The 12,823-nt window shown below is 59.7% G+C and carries 15 protein-coding genes; 8 read left to right on the top strand and 7 right to left on the bottom strand.

Going from position 1 to position 12,823, the window contains the following annotated elements:
- Positions 1 to 32 precede the first annotated feature (32 nt).
- The 6 genes from ACA067_RS23190 (at position 33) to ACA067_RS23165 (ending at position 3,521) form a co-directional block, all read left to right on the top strand.
- Positions 33 to 221 carry a hypothetical protein gene (locus ACA067_RS23190; protein ID WP_497458671.1) on the top strand — a complete coding sequence of 63 codons (189 nt, stop codon included), beginning with the start codon at positions 33 to 35 and terminating at the stop codon, positions 219 to 221.
- Between the two features lie 309 nt (positions 222 to 530).
- Positions 531 to 902 carry a hypothetical protein gene (locus ACA067_RS23185; protein ID WP_064678912.1) on the top strand — a complete coding sequence of 124 codons (372 nt, stop codon included), beginning with the start codon at positions 531 to 533 and terminating at the stop codon, positions 900 to 902.
- A gap of 189 nt (positions 903 to 1,091) precedes the next feature.
- On the top strand, positions 1,092 to 1,526 hold the full coding sequence (locus ACA067_RS23180; protein ID WP_497458670.1) for a glycine zipper domain-containing protein: 435 nt from the start codon (positions 1,092 to 1,094) through the stop codon (positions 1,524 to 1,526).
- Positions 1,527 to 1,654: 128 nt separating this feature from the next.
- Entirely contained in the window at positions 1,655 to 1,843 is a 189-nt protein-coding gene (locus tag ACA067_RS23175; RefSeq protein WP_497458669.1) for a hypothetical protein, read from the top strand.
- Between the two features lie 107 nt (positions 1,844 to 1,950).
- Entirely contained in the window at positions 1,951 to 2,169 is a 219-nt protein-coding gene (locus ACA067_RS23170) for a hypothetical protein (RefSeq protein ID WP_497458668.1), read from the top strand.
- A 656-nt stretch (positions 2,170 to 2,825) separates the two neighbouring features.
- A complete protein-coding gene (locus ACA067_RS23165) occupies positions 2,826 to 3,521 on the top strand; it encodes an HAD-IA family hydrolase (RefSeq protein ID WP_497458667.1) in 696 nt (231 codons plus the stop codon).
- A 134-nt stretch (positions 3,522 to 3,655) separates the two neighbouring features.
- Here the strand turns inward: ACA067_RS23165 and ACA067_RS23160 are convergent, their stop codons facing one another.
- Positions 3,656 to 4,402 (bottom strand): 3-oxoacyl-ACP reductase family protein, encoded by a 747-nt coding sequence (locus tag ACA067_RS23160; protein WP_497458666.1) that lies wholly within the window; start codon positions 4,400 to 4,402, stop codon positions 3,656 to 3,658.
- A gap of 124 nt (positions 4,403 to 4,526) precedes the next feature.
- Here ACA067_RS23160 and ACA067_RS23155 point away from each other — a divergent pair, with 124 nt between their 5' ends.
- Positions 4,527 to 5,450 (top strand): LysR family transcriptional regulator, encoded by a 924-nt coding sequence (locus ACA067_RS23155; protein ID WP_497458665.1) that lies wholly within the window; start codon positions 4,527 to 4,529, stop codon positions 5,448 to 5,450.
- Positions 5,451 to 5,582: 132 nt separating this feature from the next.
- On the opposite strand, the gene ACA067_RS23150 is transcribed toward ACA067_RS23155, so the two are convergent.
- The 3 genes from ACA067_RS23150 to ACA067_RS23140 form a co-directional block, all read right to left on the bottom strand.
- Positions 5,583 to 6,311, bottom strand: a complete 729-nt coding sequence (locus ACA067_RS23150; protein ID WP_497458664.1) for an aspartate/glutamate racemase family protein — start codon at positions 6,309 to 6,311, stop codon at positions 5,583 to 5,585.
- A gap of 56 nt (positions 6,312 to 6,367) precedes the next feature.
- Complete coding sequence (locus ACA067_RS23145) at positions 6,368 to 6,502, bottom strand: hypothetical protein (protein WP_497462889.1); 135 nt, start codon at positions 6,500 to 6,502, stop codon at positions 6,368 to 6,370.
- A gap of 469 nt (positions 6,503 to 6,971) precedes the next feature.
- The gene (locus ACA067_RS23140; RefSeq protein WP_253438840.1) at positions 6,972 to 7,712 is read right to left on the bottom strand and encodes a phosphoadenylyl-sulfate reductase; all 741 of its coding nucleotides are present in this window, start codon (positions 7,710 to 7,712) and stop codon (positions 6,972 to 6,974) included.
- Positions 7,713 to 7,885: 173 nt separating this feature from the next.
- Here ACA067_RS23140 and thrH point away from each other — a divergent pair, with 173 nt between their 5' ends.
- On the top strand, positions 7,886 to 8,503 hold the full coding sequence (gene thrH / locus ACA067_RS23135) for a bifunctional phosphoserine phosphatase/homoserine phosphotransferase ThrH (protein WP_497458663.1): 618 nt from the start codon (positions 7,886 to 7,888) through the stop codon (positions 8,501 to 8,503).
- An 87-nt stretch (positions 8,504 to 8,590) separates the two neighbouring features.
- Here thrH and pabB read toward each other — a convergent pair whose 3' ends face one another.
- From pabB to rloB, 3 genes are all read right to left on the bottom strand, one after another.
- Positions 8,591 to 9,958, bottom strand: a complete 1,368-nt coding sequence (gene pabB / locus ACA067_RS23130; protein ID WP_497458662.1) for an aminodeoxychorismate synthase component I — start codon at positions 9,956 to 9,958, stop codon at positions 8,591 to 8,593.
- A 342-nt stretch (positions 9,959 to 10,300) separates the two neighbouring features.
- Positions 10,301 to 11,287, bottom strand: coding sequence for an alpha-L-glutamate ligase-like protein (locus tag ACA067_RS23125; protein ID WP_497453243.1), 987 nt, complete (start codon positions 11,285 to 11,287; stop codon positions 10,301 to 10,303).
- On the bottom strand, positions 11,287 to 12,822 hold the full coding sequence (gene rloB, locus ACA067_RS23120; protein ID WP_497458661.1) for an osmotic stress tolerance membrane protein RloB: 1,536 nt from the start codon (positions 12,820 to 12,822) through the stop codon (positions 11,287 to 11,289). The genes ACA067_RS23125 and rloB overlap by 1 nt, the downstream gene beginning before the upstream one ends.
- Between the last annotated feature and the right edge of the window lies 1 nt (position 12,823).

Below are 12,823 nucleotides of genomic sequence, written 5' to 3'. Positions count from 1 at the left end.
TGTCGATCCCGCATTTTGAGAGGGGCGAAGATATGGCTGATCCGTATATCGAAGACGACGGCGCAGAGTTTCCGATCAACAACTGCGTGCAATGTGGGCAGACCGATTATGTGGCGGGCTTCGGTGAAGACCAGACCCAGAACGACAAGATGAAATCCATGGCGCGCCCAGGACCGAAGGCGAAATTTTTACCCAAGGTATCGGCACCGTCCAGGAAGTAACGCACCAGCCAACCCCGTCATCGAACGGGGTTTTTCAGGCGTTGAAGAAATAGGTGCAGGCAAGTGTTCCCCACGAAATCTTTCACAAAGTTTTCACACCCATCGACGTAGTCTCAGCTCATCCGTTAGAAAGCAATACTCCAGCCCGTCTCCCCAGCGGGCTTTTTTTTGCCTGTCATAAAACCTTTTCCATAAACGCTGTCCAACCGTCGCCAACTGTATGGTTGCGGCGACTTGTCTGTGGTCGTTGTTTGATAAAAACATTTAATTATTGCCCTTTCGGTTTCCCTTTTTTTGAGGTTTCTCGTCATGCGTTTAACTCTGCCCGCTCTGGTTCTGGGACTTTTGGTTGCTCAAGGTGCAATGGCTGCCGGCGACGGCACTGCCGCGCTGGGTGGCGGCCTGGGTGGCGCGCTGGGTAATGTGGTCGGCCAGAAAATGGGCGGCAGCACGGGTGCGGCGATTGGTGCCGGTGTGGCCGGCGCGGCGGGCAGTGCGGTTGCCGCACGCAAAGGCAGCCGCACCAAGGCCGCCATCGGTGGCGGTGTTGGCGCGGCGGGCGGTTCGGTGATTGGCAACAGCCTGGGCGGCAAGACCGGTTCGACCATCGGCGCGGGCCTGGGCGGTGCATTGGGTGGCGGCGTGGGCAGCAACCTGGCCAAGGGTCACAAGCGTCACTGATCCTGCGCGATCACTTCTGAGCCCGGCTTGATGCCGGGCTTTAAGTATCTGGATGTTTCTCCACCCGTACTCTTCGAATCGACAGCGGTCCAACGCTCATCGCTGACCGGATTCAGCGGGCGCAGGTGCTAGACTCTCGCCCATCCGTAGTGCGTTATCTTCCCCGATGCGGAATCAGAGGTTCATATCATGCGTTTGACATTGTCCACAGTGGTTCTGGGGCTTTTGGTCGCTCAAGGTGCAATGGCTGCCGGTGATGGCACTGCTGCAGTAGGTGGTGGTATTGGCGGTGCGCTGGGTAACGTGGTCGGCCAGCAAATGGGCGGCAGCACGGGGGCAGCGATTGGTGCCGGCGTCGGCGGCGCGGCAGGCAGTGCGGTGGGTGCCCCGAAAGGCAGTCGGACCGAAGCTGCCATTGGCGGCGGTTTGGGCTCGGCTGGCGGCTCGGTGATTGGTAACAGTCTCGGTGGCTCGACCGGCTCTACCATCGGAGCCGGTCTGGGCGGTGCTGCGGGTGGTGCGGTGGGCAATAACCTGGGGACCGACAGCGGCAAATCCCATTCGGGGAGCGGCCACAAACACAAGCATAAGAACAAGAATAAGTATAAGAACAAGCATCACTGATTCGACACCGAATCAACGCGCAAACCCGGCCTGGTGCCGGGTTTGTCGTATCTGTGGTCCTGTTGCGGAACGATTGACTGAAGGCCGCCTCGAACGTCATACACTCCCTGATTGTTGCGAGGACTGCCATGACGCCTGAAACCGAAGGCAAGGAAGAAAAAGGCCCGAGCGGGCTGCCATTCATCAACGATCCCGGCAATGAAGACCCGGGCTCCCTGATGGATGACGCGACGGTGCCGCTCAACGATGCCGACGACGCCGCCAGCAACGTGGACCAGACCGAGTTTGAAGACGAGGACGACGAAGACGAACAATGATCAGGCTCCGGGACCAGGCTGACCGATCGTCCGCCTGATCGAACCGTGGCCGTTGTGCTGTCATCGAAATTTCAGGACCTGGTTTCAGGCCCCCTGAGAGGTGTTTTATGAACGCTGATCCAAAAGATTCCGACATCGACGACACGCCTGAATACCCGCTGCCTTCTCCTACCGACCCGCTTTCACGCGACCAGCGCCCGCCGGATGATGACGCGGGAGTGGAGCAAGTGCCGAACGATGATGTGAGGCGCACTGACACTGATGTTGAAGCTACGCCTGATGATCCGGACATTGCCGGCAACGACGGCTCCAACGAGCCGAGTTGACGCACGTCCAGGGCTTCCTCGCCGCTGGTCGATCGAGCGGCACCCTTAAAAAGCGGAGGCTGCCAGAAATCAGGTCAGCAACTTTTAAAGGAGTCACACCATGATCAGGTCAAAATTGACAGCCATGATGGTGGCCGGCGTGTTGTCGGTCGGCTCGATGGCGGTGATCGCTCAGTCCGATGCGCCCATCGATAAAGGCGGTATGCCTCCCTCTACGGAGATGAATGCGGGTTCCACCGATGGCAATGCCCTGCCACCTGGCTCCATCAAGGGCGGGAATGGCGATGATGCCAGTGGGAGCAGCACCCGCCCGGGGAAGGGAAGCGGGTCAATGAGTGGTGGGAGTTCGATGGGGAGCGGTTCTGGAAGTGGGTCTGGAGAATCCGGTAGTTCGGGAATGAGTGGAAGTGGCAGCGGTGGCACTTCGGGCAGTGCCGGTGGTGGTACGGGTAGCGCAGGCGGGGGGACGGGAGGCTCGGGAGGTAAGTGATCGCCGAATCAGGGCCATCCTCCAGCACAGGTTTTTGCATTCGTCGGGCGTGTTGCCGTTGCTCTATGACGGCCGCGCTCGTTATGCTGCTGAACCCTTTAATCAATCGCGGATATTCCGGCCTTGCCCGAATGTCCGGGATGTCATTAAAAACGGATCAGATGCGATGAATGCAGCGCTGAATGAATTCGGCCCGATAAAGGCCGTGATTTTCGATATGGACGGCTTGCTGCTGGACACCGAGGGCATTTACACCGAAGTCACCTCCCTCATTGCCGGGCGTTATGGGCGGACCTTCGACTGGAGCGTCAAACAGAACATCATCGGCCGTGGCGCGGGTGATCTGGCGCGGTATGTGGTCGAGGCGCTGGACCTGCCGATTACGGCCGAAGAGTTTCTGCAGATCCGTGAACCGCTGATGCGCGAGCGTTTTCCAGCGGCGCTGGCGATGCCGGGCGCCCAGGAACTGGTTCGGCATCTGAAGGCCAACAACATTCCGATCGCGGTGGGCACCAGTTCCTCGCGTCAATCGTTTGGCCAGAAAACCACCTTGCACCGCGACTGGTTTGCGCTGTTCGACTTCATCGTCACCGCCGATGATCCGGAAGTCGGCGCGGCCAAACCGGCGCCGGATATTTTCCTCACCGCTGCGCGGCGCCTGGGTGTGTTACCCGGGGACTGCCTGGTGTTCGAAGATTCGCCGTTCGGTGTCACGGCGGCGAAAGCGGCGGGGATGACAGCGATTGCGATTCCGGACGCGGCGATGGCCGACGAAAAGTACGCACATGCCGATGGCATTCTTCGTACGCTGAAGGCGTTCAATCCGAGTGCTTGTGGATTGCCGCACCTCGACTGGGCTTGACGGGGGAAATGTGGGAGCGAGACCGGCTTGCCGGCGAAGACGGAGTGTCAGTCGATATCAATATTGGCTGACCGCCCGCCTTCGCCGGCAAGCCGGTCTCGCTCCCACAATAGGCTACGGTTGATTGACCTGTATCAGGCGCCGAAACCACCGTCGATGGTCAGGCTGGCGCCGGTGATGTAGCCGGCTTCGGGGCCGACCAGGTAGGCGACGAAACTGGCGATTTCTTCCACTTGGCCATAACGGCCCACCGCCATCAACGGAATCAGGCTCTCGGCGAAGTCGCCGCTGGCCGGGTTCATGTCGGTGTCGACCGGACCTGGTTGCACGTTGTTGATGGTGATGCCCCGTGGGCCGAGGTCCCGAGCCAGGCCTTTGGTCAGGCCGACCAGCGCCGATTTGCTCATGGCGTATGGCCCACCGCCGGCGAAGGGCATGCGCTCGGCGTTGGTGCTTCCGATGTTGATGATGCGACCGCCTTCGGTCATGTGCCTGGCGGCGGCCTGCGTGGCGATGAATACGCTGCGCACGTTGATCGCCAGGGTCTGGTCGAAGTCTTCGAGAGTGAAGTCTTCAAGCGGTGCGACAGCCAGTACGCCGGCGTTGTTGACCAGGATATCCAGGCGACCGAAGGCTTCGACTGTCGCAGTGACGGCGCTGCGAATGGCCTCGGCGTCGGCACTGTCAGCCTTGATGGCCAAGGCTTTGCCACCTTTGGCGGTGATGCTGTTTTGCAATTCTTCGGCCTTGGCCGTGGAGCTGACATAGGTGAAGGCGACCGTCGCGCCTTCAGCGGCCAGGCGTTTGACGATGGCTGCGCCGATACCGCGGGAACCGCCTTGAATCAACGCCACTTTGCCGCTGAGGTTCTGAGTAGTCATATCGATCTCCAAGTCCCGAGGCGAGGTGTCTCGGTTGATGGAGCCTAGTATCGATTCAGGATTGCAGGCTGTGTAGACGGTAATTGCGATAGTCTGTGTAAACCAGAAGTTTATAGTGGCGCTTATGGAAACCTTCAGCAGTATCGAATGCTTCGTGCGCAGCGCCGAAGTCGGCAGCTTTGCCGAAGCCGCGCGGCGCTTGAGCCTGACCCCGGCGGCGGTGGGCAAGAGCGTCGCCAAGCTTGAAGCTCGATTGGGCGTGCGACTGTTCCAGCGCAGCACCCGCAGCCTGACGTTGACCGAAGCCGGTCATCTGTTTCTCGGCGAGGTCAGCGCCAGCCTGCTCACGATCCAGAATGCCGTGGCCAATCTGGCCAGCGCCGAAGGACGACCGGCCGGCACATTAAAGGTCAGCATGGGCACTGTGTTCGGCCGCTTGTACATCGTGCCGTTGCTCGGGGAGTTTCTGCGACGGTTTCCGGCCATCAACCCGGACTGGCATTTCGATAACCGGCAAGTCGACCTGATTGCGCAAGGCTTCGACGCGGCCATTGGCGGGGGATTCGAATTGCCTCAGGGCGTGGTGGCGCGCAAGCTGACGCCAGCGCATCGGGTATTGGTGGCGTCAGTCGACTATCTGGCGGAGCGTGAAGCTATCGTCGAGCCCGATGATCTCAAACATCATGACGGGATCCTGATTCGATCGCCGCAAACCGGTCGCGTGCGGTCCTGGCAGTTGACCAGTCGCACCCAACAACACAGTCCGTTGACGCTCAAGGCACGGATGACGATGAGTGATTCCGAGGCTGCCTGCGCCACAGCAGTTCAGGGCTTGGGCATCGCGCTGGTGAGCATGCCGTTCGCCGTGGGTTATCTGGAGGCCGGGACGTTGCAGCGGGTGTTGCCGCAATGGTATGTCGACGATGGCAACATCTCTATCTATTACGCTGAGCACAAACTGCTGCCGGGCAAGACCCGGGCGTTTGTCGATTTCATTATTGAGCAGTTTGCGGAGCGAGGGTTGGGGCAGCGGTTCAGTGCTCTTTGAGCCTGGCGGGGGACCGAGGTGTGGCCATCGCGGGCAAGCCCGCTCCCACAGGTTTTGTGTTGTGCGACGGTTATGTAAACGACACAAAACCCTGTGGGAGCGTGGCTTGCCCGCGATGAACGATAACGCGGTCTATCTGCCAAGCCGCCCCGGCCAACCCACAATTTTTTTCGGCCGCGGCGTCGCATAAGTCCGCACCTTGGACGTCGACAACCCCAAGCGCACCAAAGACTCGGCAATCGTCACCGCCGCCGTCACACCATCCACCACCGGCACCCCCGTACGGCGACGAATCTGCTCGTCCAGCCCGGCCATGCCGCCGCATCCCAGGCAAATCACCTCGGCCTTGTCCTCAAGCACCGCCAATTCCGCCTGGCGGACAATGGCCTCCAGTGCGCGCTCTGGATCAGACTCCAGCTCCAGCACGGCCAAGCCACTGGCTCGCACGGACGCACAGCGGTCCCAGAGTCCCGACAGTTTGAGACGATCCTCGATCAGCGGCACGGTGCGGTCCAGCGTCGTGACCACCGAATAGGCATGGCCGAGAAACATCGCGGTGCTGGCGGCCGCATCGGTGATATCCACCACCGGCACGTTGAGCAACTCCTGTAACCCTTCGCGGCCGTGCTCGCCGTAACCGGCCTGGATCACCGCGTCAAAGGGTTGGTCGTAGGCCAGCACCCGATCCATCACGGCGATGGCAGCCAGGTAGCTTTCGAAGTTGCCTTCGATGGAATCGGCGCCGAAGTAGGGCGTCAGGCCGACGATTTCGGTGCCGGGCGCGGCCACGGACTGCGCCGAACGTGCGATAGCCTGGGTGATGGATTCGGTGGTGTTGACGTTGACCACGAGAATGCGCATGGAAAGTCCTTATGACGGATGGTTCTGCGGCCCGACATTGTCGGGCCGTCACGGGATTAATGACTGACGTTATCGACCGCGATGGATTCGCCGCTGACAGGTGCTTGAAACCTTTGATCGAAAGTGGCGGGTTCGGGGTGAGAGGAGGGCAGATCCAGCGCGATGTTGTTATTGGAGAGGCTAGTACGCATTCCGGCAGGCTCCTGAAGCTTGGCGCCGCGATGACTGTGCATGAGCGAAGGCTCGACAAATCTTCGTCGCGGGGCAAAAAGCATCATTGATTACGGGGCATCTGCAGCCTGTACGGGATAGGGCGCTTCAGGCTTGTGGATCTAAAGTGTGTTTATGTTTTGATATAATTGTATACAAAACATGTATGCACTAAAGCCAGATCTATGCCAGTTGCCGAGCTATCAATCACAGCGCTAATTTCGTTTTGTTATCTTGATTGGCTAAGTGTCTGAAATTAAAAAGATATAAATTGTCCGATTGAGCAGGTAATTATTTTTCGGCGAGGTCTGTGACAACGGTCGGCTGGGAAAGTCAGGAAAGGAGGATGTAACTTTTTGGAGCGCTGAAACGAAAAGTGCACACATAAATGGCACCTATGGTGACATTCGTGTGTACACATTTTTCCGCGGGAAATGCTAAGGCTGGAGGTTACGCCTTGGACTTGCTGATGATATTCCCCGCATGCAACCCGCATTCTTTCTGCGTCGCTTCTTCCCACCACCAGCGACCTTCACGCTCGTGCTGGTTCGGTAGCACCGGGCGGGTGCAAGGTTCGCAGCCAATGCTGATGAAGCCGCGTTCATGCAGGCTGTTGTACGGCAGTTCGAGCATGCGGATGTAGCCCCAGATCTCTTCACTGGTCATCTGTGCCAGCGGGTTGAATTTGTACAGGGTGCGTTCCGGCGTCGAAAACGCGGTGTCGATTTCCAGCACGGCGACGGCGCTGCGGGTGCCCGGGCTCTGGTCTCGACGCTGGCCGGTGGCCCAGGCTGTCACGCCGGACAACTTGCGACGCAGCGGCTCGATCTTGCGGATACCGCAGCATTCGCCATGGCCGTCCTTATAGAAGCTGAACAGGCCTTTTTCCTTCACGAAAGGTTCAAGTTTCGTGTAGTCCGGTGACACCAGTTCAATCTCGATCTTGTAATGCTCGCGCACCTGATCGATGAAACGATAGGTCTCGGGGTGCAGGCGACCGGTGTCGAGGCTGAACACCTTGACGTTTTTGTTCAGCTTCCAGGCCATGTCCACCAGCACCACGTCTTCGGCGCCGCTGAAAGATATCCACAGGTCATCGCCGAACTCGGCGAACGCGAGTTTCAGGATGTCCTGGGCGGATTTGTTGGCATAGGTCGTGGCGAGTTCCACGACATCGAACGATGGGCTCATCAGGGCGGCTTCCTACAGGTCGGTGGCGCTGGGCGCTCTATATGGGGTTGATGGTAACAAAATCCTGCAGCGACTGGCGCGCCCTCTGCGTTGCGCAGGCCAGCCCGAGTCGCTAGAGTTCGGCAGTCCTTTTGCTCGCTCGACTCAATAATCAATACAAATGGGAGTGTCTCGTGGAAATTGCCTGTCTGGATCTTGAAGGTGTGCTGGTCCCGGAAATCTGGATCGCCTTTGCCGAAAAAACCGGGATCGAATCCCTCAAGGCCACCACCCGGGACATCCCCGACTACGACGTGTTGATGCAGCAGCGCCTGCGGATTCTCGACGAACATGGCCTGAAGCTGTCCGACATCCAGGAAGTGATCGCCACGCTCAAGCCGCTGGACGGTGCCATCGAGTTCGTCGACTGGCTGCGTGAGCGGTTTCAGGTGGTGATTCTGTCGGACACCTTCTACGAATTCTCCCAGCCGCTGATGCGTCAGCTGGGCTTCCCGACCTTGCTTTGCCACCGCCTGATAACGGATGACTCCGGTCGGGTGACCAGCTATCAGTTGCGTCAGAGAGATCCCAAACGCCAGTCGGTATTGGCCTTCAAGAGCCTCTACTATCGAGTGATTGCGGCAGGGGATTCCTATAACGACACGACGATGCTGGGCGAGGCGGATGCAGGGATTCTGTTCCATGCGCCGGACAATGTGATTCGCGAGTTTCCGCAGTTTCCGGCGGTGCACAGTTTTGAAGAGCTGAAGCAGGAGTTCATCAGAGCCTCCAATCGAGCCCTATCCTTGTAAACCCGATCCTGTAGGAGCTGCCGCAGGCTGCGATCTTTTGATCTTGCCTTTGAAGCAAAGTCAAAAGATCGCAGCCTGCGGCAGCTCCTATATGGACGGTGTTGGTCGATGGATCGGTTTCAGGTTTTGCAGGGTATCGAGCAACACCTTCACCTTGGTAATCGATTCCTGATACTCGGCCTGCCATTCGGAATCGGCGACGATCCCGCCACCGCCCCAACAACATACCTGCCCATCCTTGACCAGCAAGCTGCGAATGGCGATGGAGCTGTCCATCTCGCCGCGCACGTCCAGGTACAGCAACGAACCGCAATACAACCCGCGTCGGGTTGGCTCGAGTTCATCGATGATCTGCATCGCCCGTATCTTCGGCGCGCCGGTAATCGAGCCACCCGGGAAGCTGCCGGCGATCAGGTCCAGGGCGTCCCGTTCATCCGCCAGTTCTCCGGTCACGCTGCTCACCAGGTGATGCACGTTCGGGTAGCTCTCCAGGCTGAACAGCTCCGGCACCCGCACCGAGCCGATGCGGCAAGTGCGACCCAGGTCATTGCGCAGCAAGTCGACGATCATCAGGTTTTCCGCGCGGTCCTTGGGGCTGGCCAACAGTTCGGCGGCGTTCGCCGCATCTTCGGCAGCGGTCAGGCCGCGAGGGCGGGTGCCTTTGATCGGGCGGGTTTCCACGTGGCGTTCGCTGACTTTGACGAAACGCTCCGGCGACAGGCTCAGCACCGCGCCGCCATCGGGCAGGCTCTGGAAGCCGGAAAACGGCGTCGGGCAGGCTGCGCGCAATGCGCAATAGGCGGCCCACGGGTCGCCTTGGCATTGCGCGCGGAAACGCTGGGCGAAGTTGACCTGATAGCAGTCACCGGCCTGTATATAGTGCTGAATGAGCTCCAGCGCGTGGCGATACTCGTCAGCGCTCAAGTCGGCACTCATCGGTGCTTTCAGTTTGAAAGGCTCGATCGGTTCCATTCCGGGGCGACTGAATAGGGCAATCAGACGTTGCCGCTCGCTGTCGATCAGTGTCGGGTGAAATACCAGCTGACTGGTCTTCAATTGGTGGTCGCTGATCAGTGCCCAGTCATAGAGCCCGAAACGCGCATCCGGCAATTGCAGATCGTCCTGCGCCAGGCTCGGCAGATGCTCCAGGCGACGGCCGAAGTCATAACTCAGGTAGCCGATCAAGCCGCCGGCGAAAGGCAAGTCAAACGGCAGCGCGGCTTCACCCAGCCGTGTCAGGTTATCGCGCAGGCGCTGCAGGAAATCGCCACCACTTTCGTCAGGCAATACGGCCAGTTGTTCCAGCGGCCAGGCGCTGAGCAGGTCATAGCGACCGCGATCGGCAGTCGGCCGACCACTGTCGAGCAATACGGCACCGGGGGCATGCCGAATCGCCGCGAAGTAGTCGGCGGGATTGGCGCGATAGGGAAGCGGGTGTACGGAACAGGTCAACATGGGCGGGGCGGATCAGCCATCGAGGCGGGGTGGCGATTGTAGTCTCCTCGGGGGAATGCTCCTAGAGGGGATGTCGGGGATTGGCAGATTGGCGGCAGGGTTGGGTGGGTGTGTTGGCTGTCAGGCCGTCTTCGCGAGCAGGCTCGCTCCCACAGGGGATTGCATACTCCTTTGTGGGGGATGTCGGGGGGTTAGCAGATTGGCGGCGGGGTTGAGTGGTGTGCTGGCTGTCAGGCCGTCTTCGCTGGCAAGCCAGCTCCTACAAGGTTCAGCGCCATCCCTGTGTAGGAGCTGGCTTGTCGGATCGCCGCACCGCAGCGAAGGGCGCGACTCGGTTCCGGATCAGCCCTCGACCGCAGGAATATGCCCGAACATCTCCTGGACAAACTCCACCCGCTCCTCAACCGTTTCGCTGATCCCGCGAGCCTTCAATGCTTCAAGCCGCGCTTCAACGGCATGGGTACGCAACGTCAGGCCGCAATCATTGGCAATCTGAATGTTCAACCCGGGACGGGCGTTGAGCTCAAGAATCAGTGGGCCTTTTTCCTGGTCCAAGACCATGTCGACTCCGATATAACCCAGTCCGCACAACTCATAACAGCCGGCGGCGAGTTTCATGAAGCCGTCCCAATAGGGCAGTTGCACGCCGTCCACCGCGTTGGTGGTGTCCGGGTGTTTGGTGATGATGTTGTTCAGCCAGGTGCCGCGCAGGGTCAGGCCGGTGGCGAGGTCGACACCGACGCCGATAGCGCCCTGGTGCAGGTTGGCCTTGCCGCCGGACTGACGGGTCGGCAAGCGCAGCATGGCCATCACCGGATAGCCCATCAGCACGATGATGCGGATGTCCGGCACGCCTTCGTAGCTGATGCTCTTGAAGATCTGGTCCGGGGTCACGCGGTATTCGATCAGGGCCCGGTCGCGATGACCGCCCAGCGAATAGAGGCCGGTCAGGATACTGGAAATCTGGTGCTCGATTTCCTCGTGGCTGATGATCTTGCCGGACACCGTGCGGTAGCGCCCCTCGAAGCGGTCGGCGATCACCAGGATGCCGTCACCGCCGGCGCCCTGGGCCGGTTTGACCACAAAGTCGTTGCGCCCGCCGATGATCTCGTCGAGGTTGTCGATTTCCTTCTCGGTGGAGATCACGCCATAGAGTTCCGGCACATGAATGCCGGCGGCGATGGCGCGCTCCTTGGTGATGATCTTGTCATCGACGATCGGGTACAGGCTGCGCTTGTTGTACTTGAGCACGTAGTCCGCGTTGCGCCGATTGATCCCCATGATGCCCCGGGCTTCCAGGGCCTTCCAGGTCTTCCAGAGGCCGAACATCAGGCGTCAGCCTTCTTCAGGAAGGCCTTGAAGCGCACCAGTTCGGTCAGGCGGTAGCCGCGATAACGACCCATCGCCAGCATGAAACCCACCAGGATCAACAGGATCGCCGGGAAGGTGAACACGAAATACACCAGCTCCGGAACGCTCATGATCAGGTGCGCCAGGGCCGCGGCGAACAACGTACCGATCGCCACCTTCATGGCATGGCCGCCGCCGCGTTCTTCCCAAGTGATCGACAGGCGTTCGATGGTCATGGTCAGAATCACCATCGGGAACAGCGCCACCGACAACCCGCGTTCGAGGCCGAGTTTATGGCTGAGCAGGCTGATCGTCGCGATCAGCACCACCACGAAGGTCAGTACCACCGACAGCCTCGGCAGCATTTGCAGCTTCAGGTGTTCAAGGTAGGAACGCAGCGACAGGCCCAGCGCTGTAATGACGGTAAACAGCACGATGCCGAAGCCAAGCTGGGTTTCGCGGAAGGCCAGGGCGATCAGCACCGGGGTGAAGGTGCCCAGGGTCTGGATGCCGATCAGGTTGCGCAGGATCAGGATCACCAGTACGCCGATCGGGATCATCACCATGATCATGAAGGTCTGCTGGGTTTGCAGCGGCAGGCCGTACAACGAGTACTCGAGGAAGTTGGCGTCGGTGTTTTCGTCAGTCAGCTTGGCCAGGCGAATGGCGTTCATTTCGCTGTTGTTCATGCTGAAGGTGACAGTGGCTTTCTTGCCGCCATCGACGGTGATCAGGTTTTCGTCACCGGTCCACCACAGCAGGCGGTCGGTCGGCAGGCCCTGTTCGCCGGTTTCCGGGTTGAAGTACAGCCAGTCGGTGCCGTTGAAACTGCGCAGCCAGAGTTCAGGCAGTTGCGGTTGGTCGGCCACCAGACGAATGGTGTGGACCTTTTCCACCGGCACGTGGGCGATGGACAGTACCAGCTCGACTATTTTGGCTTTGTTCGCGGTGGACGGATCGCCGCCCAGCAGCAGCTTCACATTGTCATCGTTGACGTTGTTGACGCGCTTGATGGCTTCGCCGATGAAGGTCTCGACGTCGGCCGAGTGCTGGCGGATCGGTGCGAGCAGGGCTTCGGCGGCGATTTTTTCCGGGCCTTCCACGGCAATGCTGTCGCGGAAGGTCGGGCCCTTGATCTTCAATTTTTCGCCGCTATAACGCTTGGTCAGCACCAGGCGGTAATAAAGGGTCTGGTTGCCCTTGGCCCGACGCGCCGACCAGGTGACCTTGCGGTTGCCGTCAACCCGGTTCACCGCCACGCCGTAGTTATTGGAAATGAAACTCTCGTTGAGGCTGACGTAATCGCGGCTCAGCGGCGGCACGAACATCTGGATCTTGACCGGGTCCTTGGTGCTGGCGACGAACTCGACCTTGGCGTCGATGTTCCACAAGTCGTCGGTGGCGTCTTCGGTCACGGGAATGCCGAGCACAAAGATCTGATAGGCCGTAACTGAAATGCCCAGCACCACCAGGATGGCGATCAGCAGTTTCAGATGGAGGGTAAGAGAGCGCATT

This window comes from Pseudomonas sp. LBUM1674, from assembly GCF_059695635.1.
Note: the sequence above shows the minus strand (reverse complement) of the source record. Positions and strands in the feature narration are given on the sequence as shown.

Coding starts and splice junctions, on each gene's coding strand:
- ACA067_RS23185 (WP_064678912.1), top strand. CDS start 531: ATGCGTTTAACTCTGCCCGCTCTGGTTCTGGGACTTTTGGTTGCTCAA.
- ACA067_RS23190 (WP_497458671.1), top strand. CDS start 33: ATGGCTGATCCGTATATCGAAGACGACGGCGCAGAGTTTCCGATCAAC.
- ACA067_RS23150 (WP_497458664.1), bottom strand. CDS start 6,311: ATGCGCATTCTCGTGGTCAACGTCAACACCACCGAATCCATCACCCAG.
- ACA067_RS23175 (WP_497458669.1), top strand. CDS start 1,655: ATGACGCCTGAAACCGAAGGCAAGGAAGAAAAAGGCCCGAGCGGGCTG.
- ACA067_RS23145 (WP_497462889.1), bottom strand. CDS start 6,502: ATGCGTACTAGCCTCTCCAATAACAACATCGCGCTGGATCTGCCCTCC.
- rloB (WP_497458661.1), bottom strand. CDS start 12,822: ATGCGCTCTCTTACCCTCCATCTGAAACTGCTGATCGCCATCCTGGTG.
- ACA067_RS23165 (WP_497458667.1), top strand. CDS start 2,826: ATGAATGCAGCGCTGAATGAATTCGGCCCGATAAAGGCCGTGATTTTC.
- ACA067_RS23140 (WP_253438840.1), bottom strand. CDS start 7,712: ATGAGCCCATCGTTCGATGTCGTGGAACTCGCCACGACCTATGCCAAC.
- pabB (WP_497458662.1), bottom strand. CDS start 9,958: ATGTTGACCTGTTCCGTACACCCGCTTCCCTATCGCGCCAATCCCGCC.
- ACA067_RS23180 (WP_497458670.1), top strand. CDS start 1,092: ATGCGTTTGACATTGTCCACAGTGGTTCTGGGGCTTTTGGTCGCTCAA.
- ACA067_RS23125 (WP_497453243.1), bottom strand. CDS start 11,287: ATGTTCGGCCTCTGGAAGACCTGGAAGGCCCTGGAAGCCCGGGGCATC.
- ACA067_RS23155 (WP_497458665.1), top strand. CDS start 4,527: ATGGAAACCTTCAGCAGTATCGAATGCTTCGTGCGCAGCGCCGAAGTC.
- ACA067_RS23160 (WP_497458666.1), bottom strand. CDS start 4,402: ATGACTACTCAGAACCTCAGCGGCAAAGTGGCGTTGATTCAAGGCGGT.
- ACA067_RS23170 (WP_497458668.1), top strand. CDS start 1,951: ATGAACGCTGATCCAAAAGATTCCGACATCGACGACACGCCTGAATAC.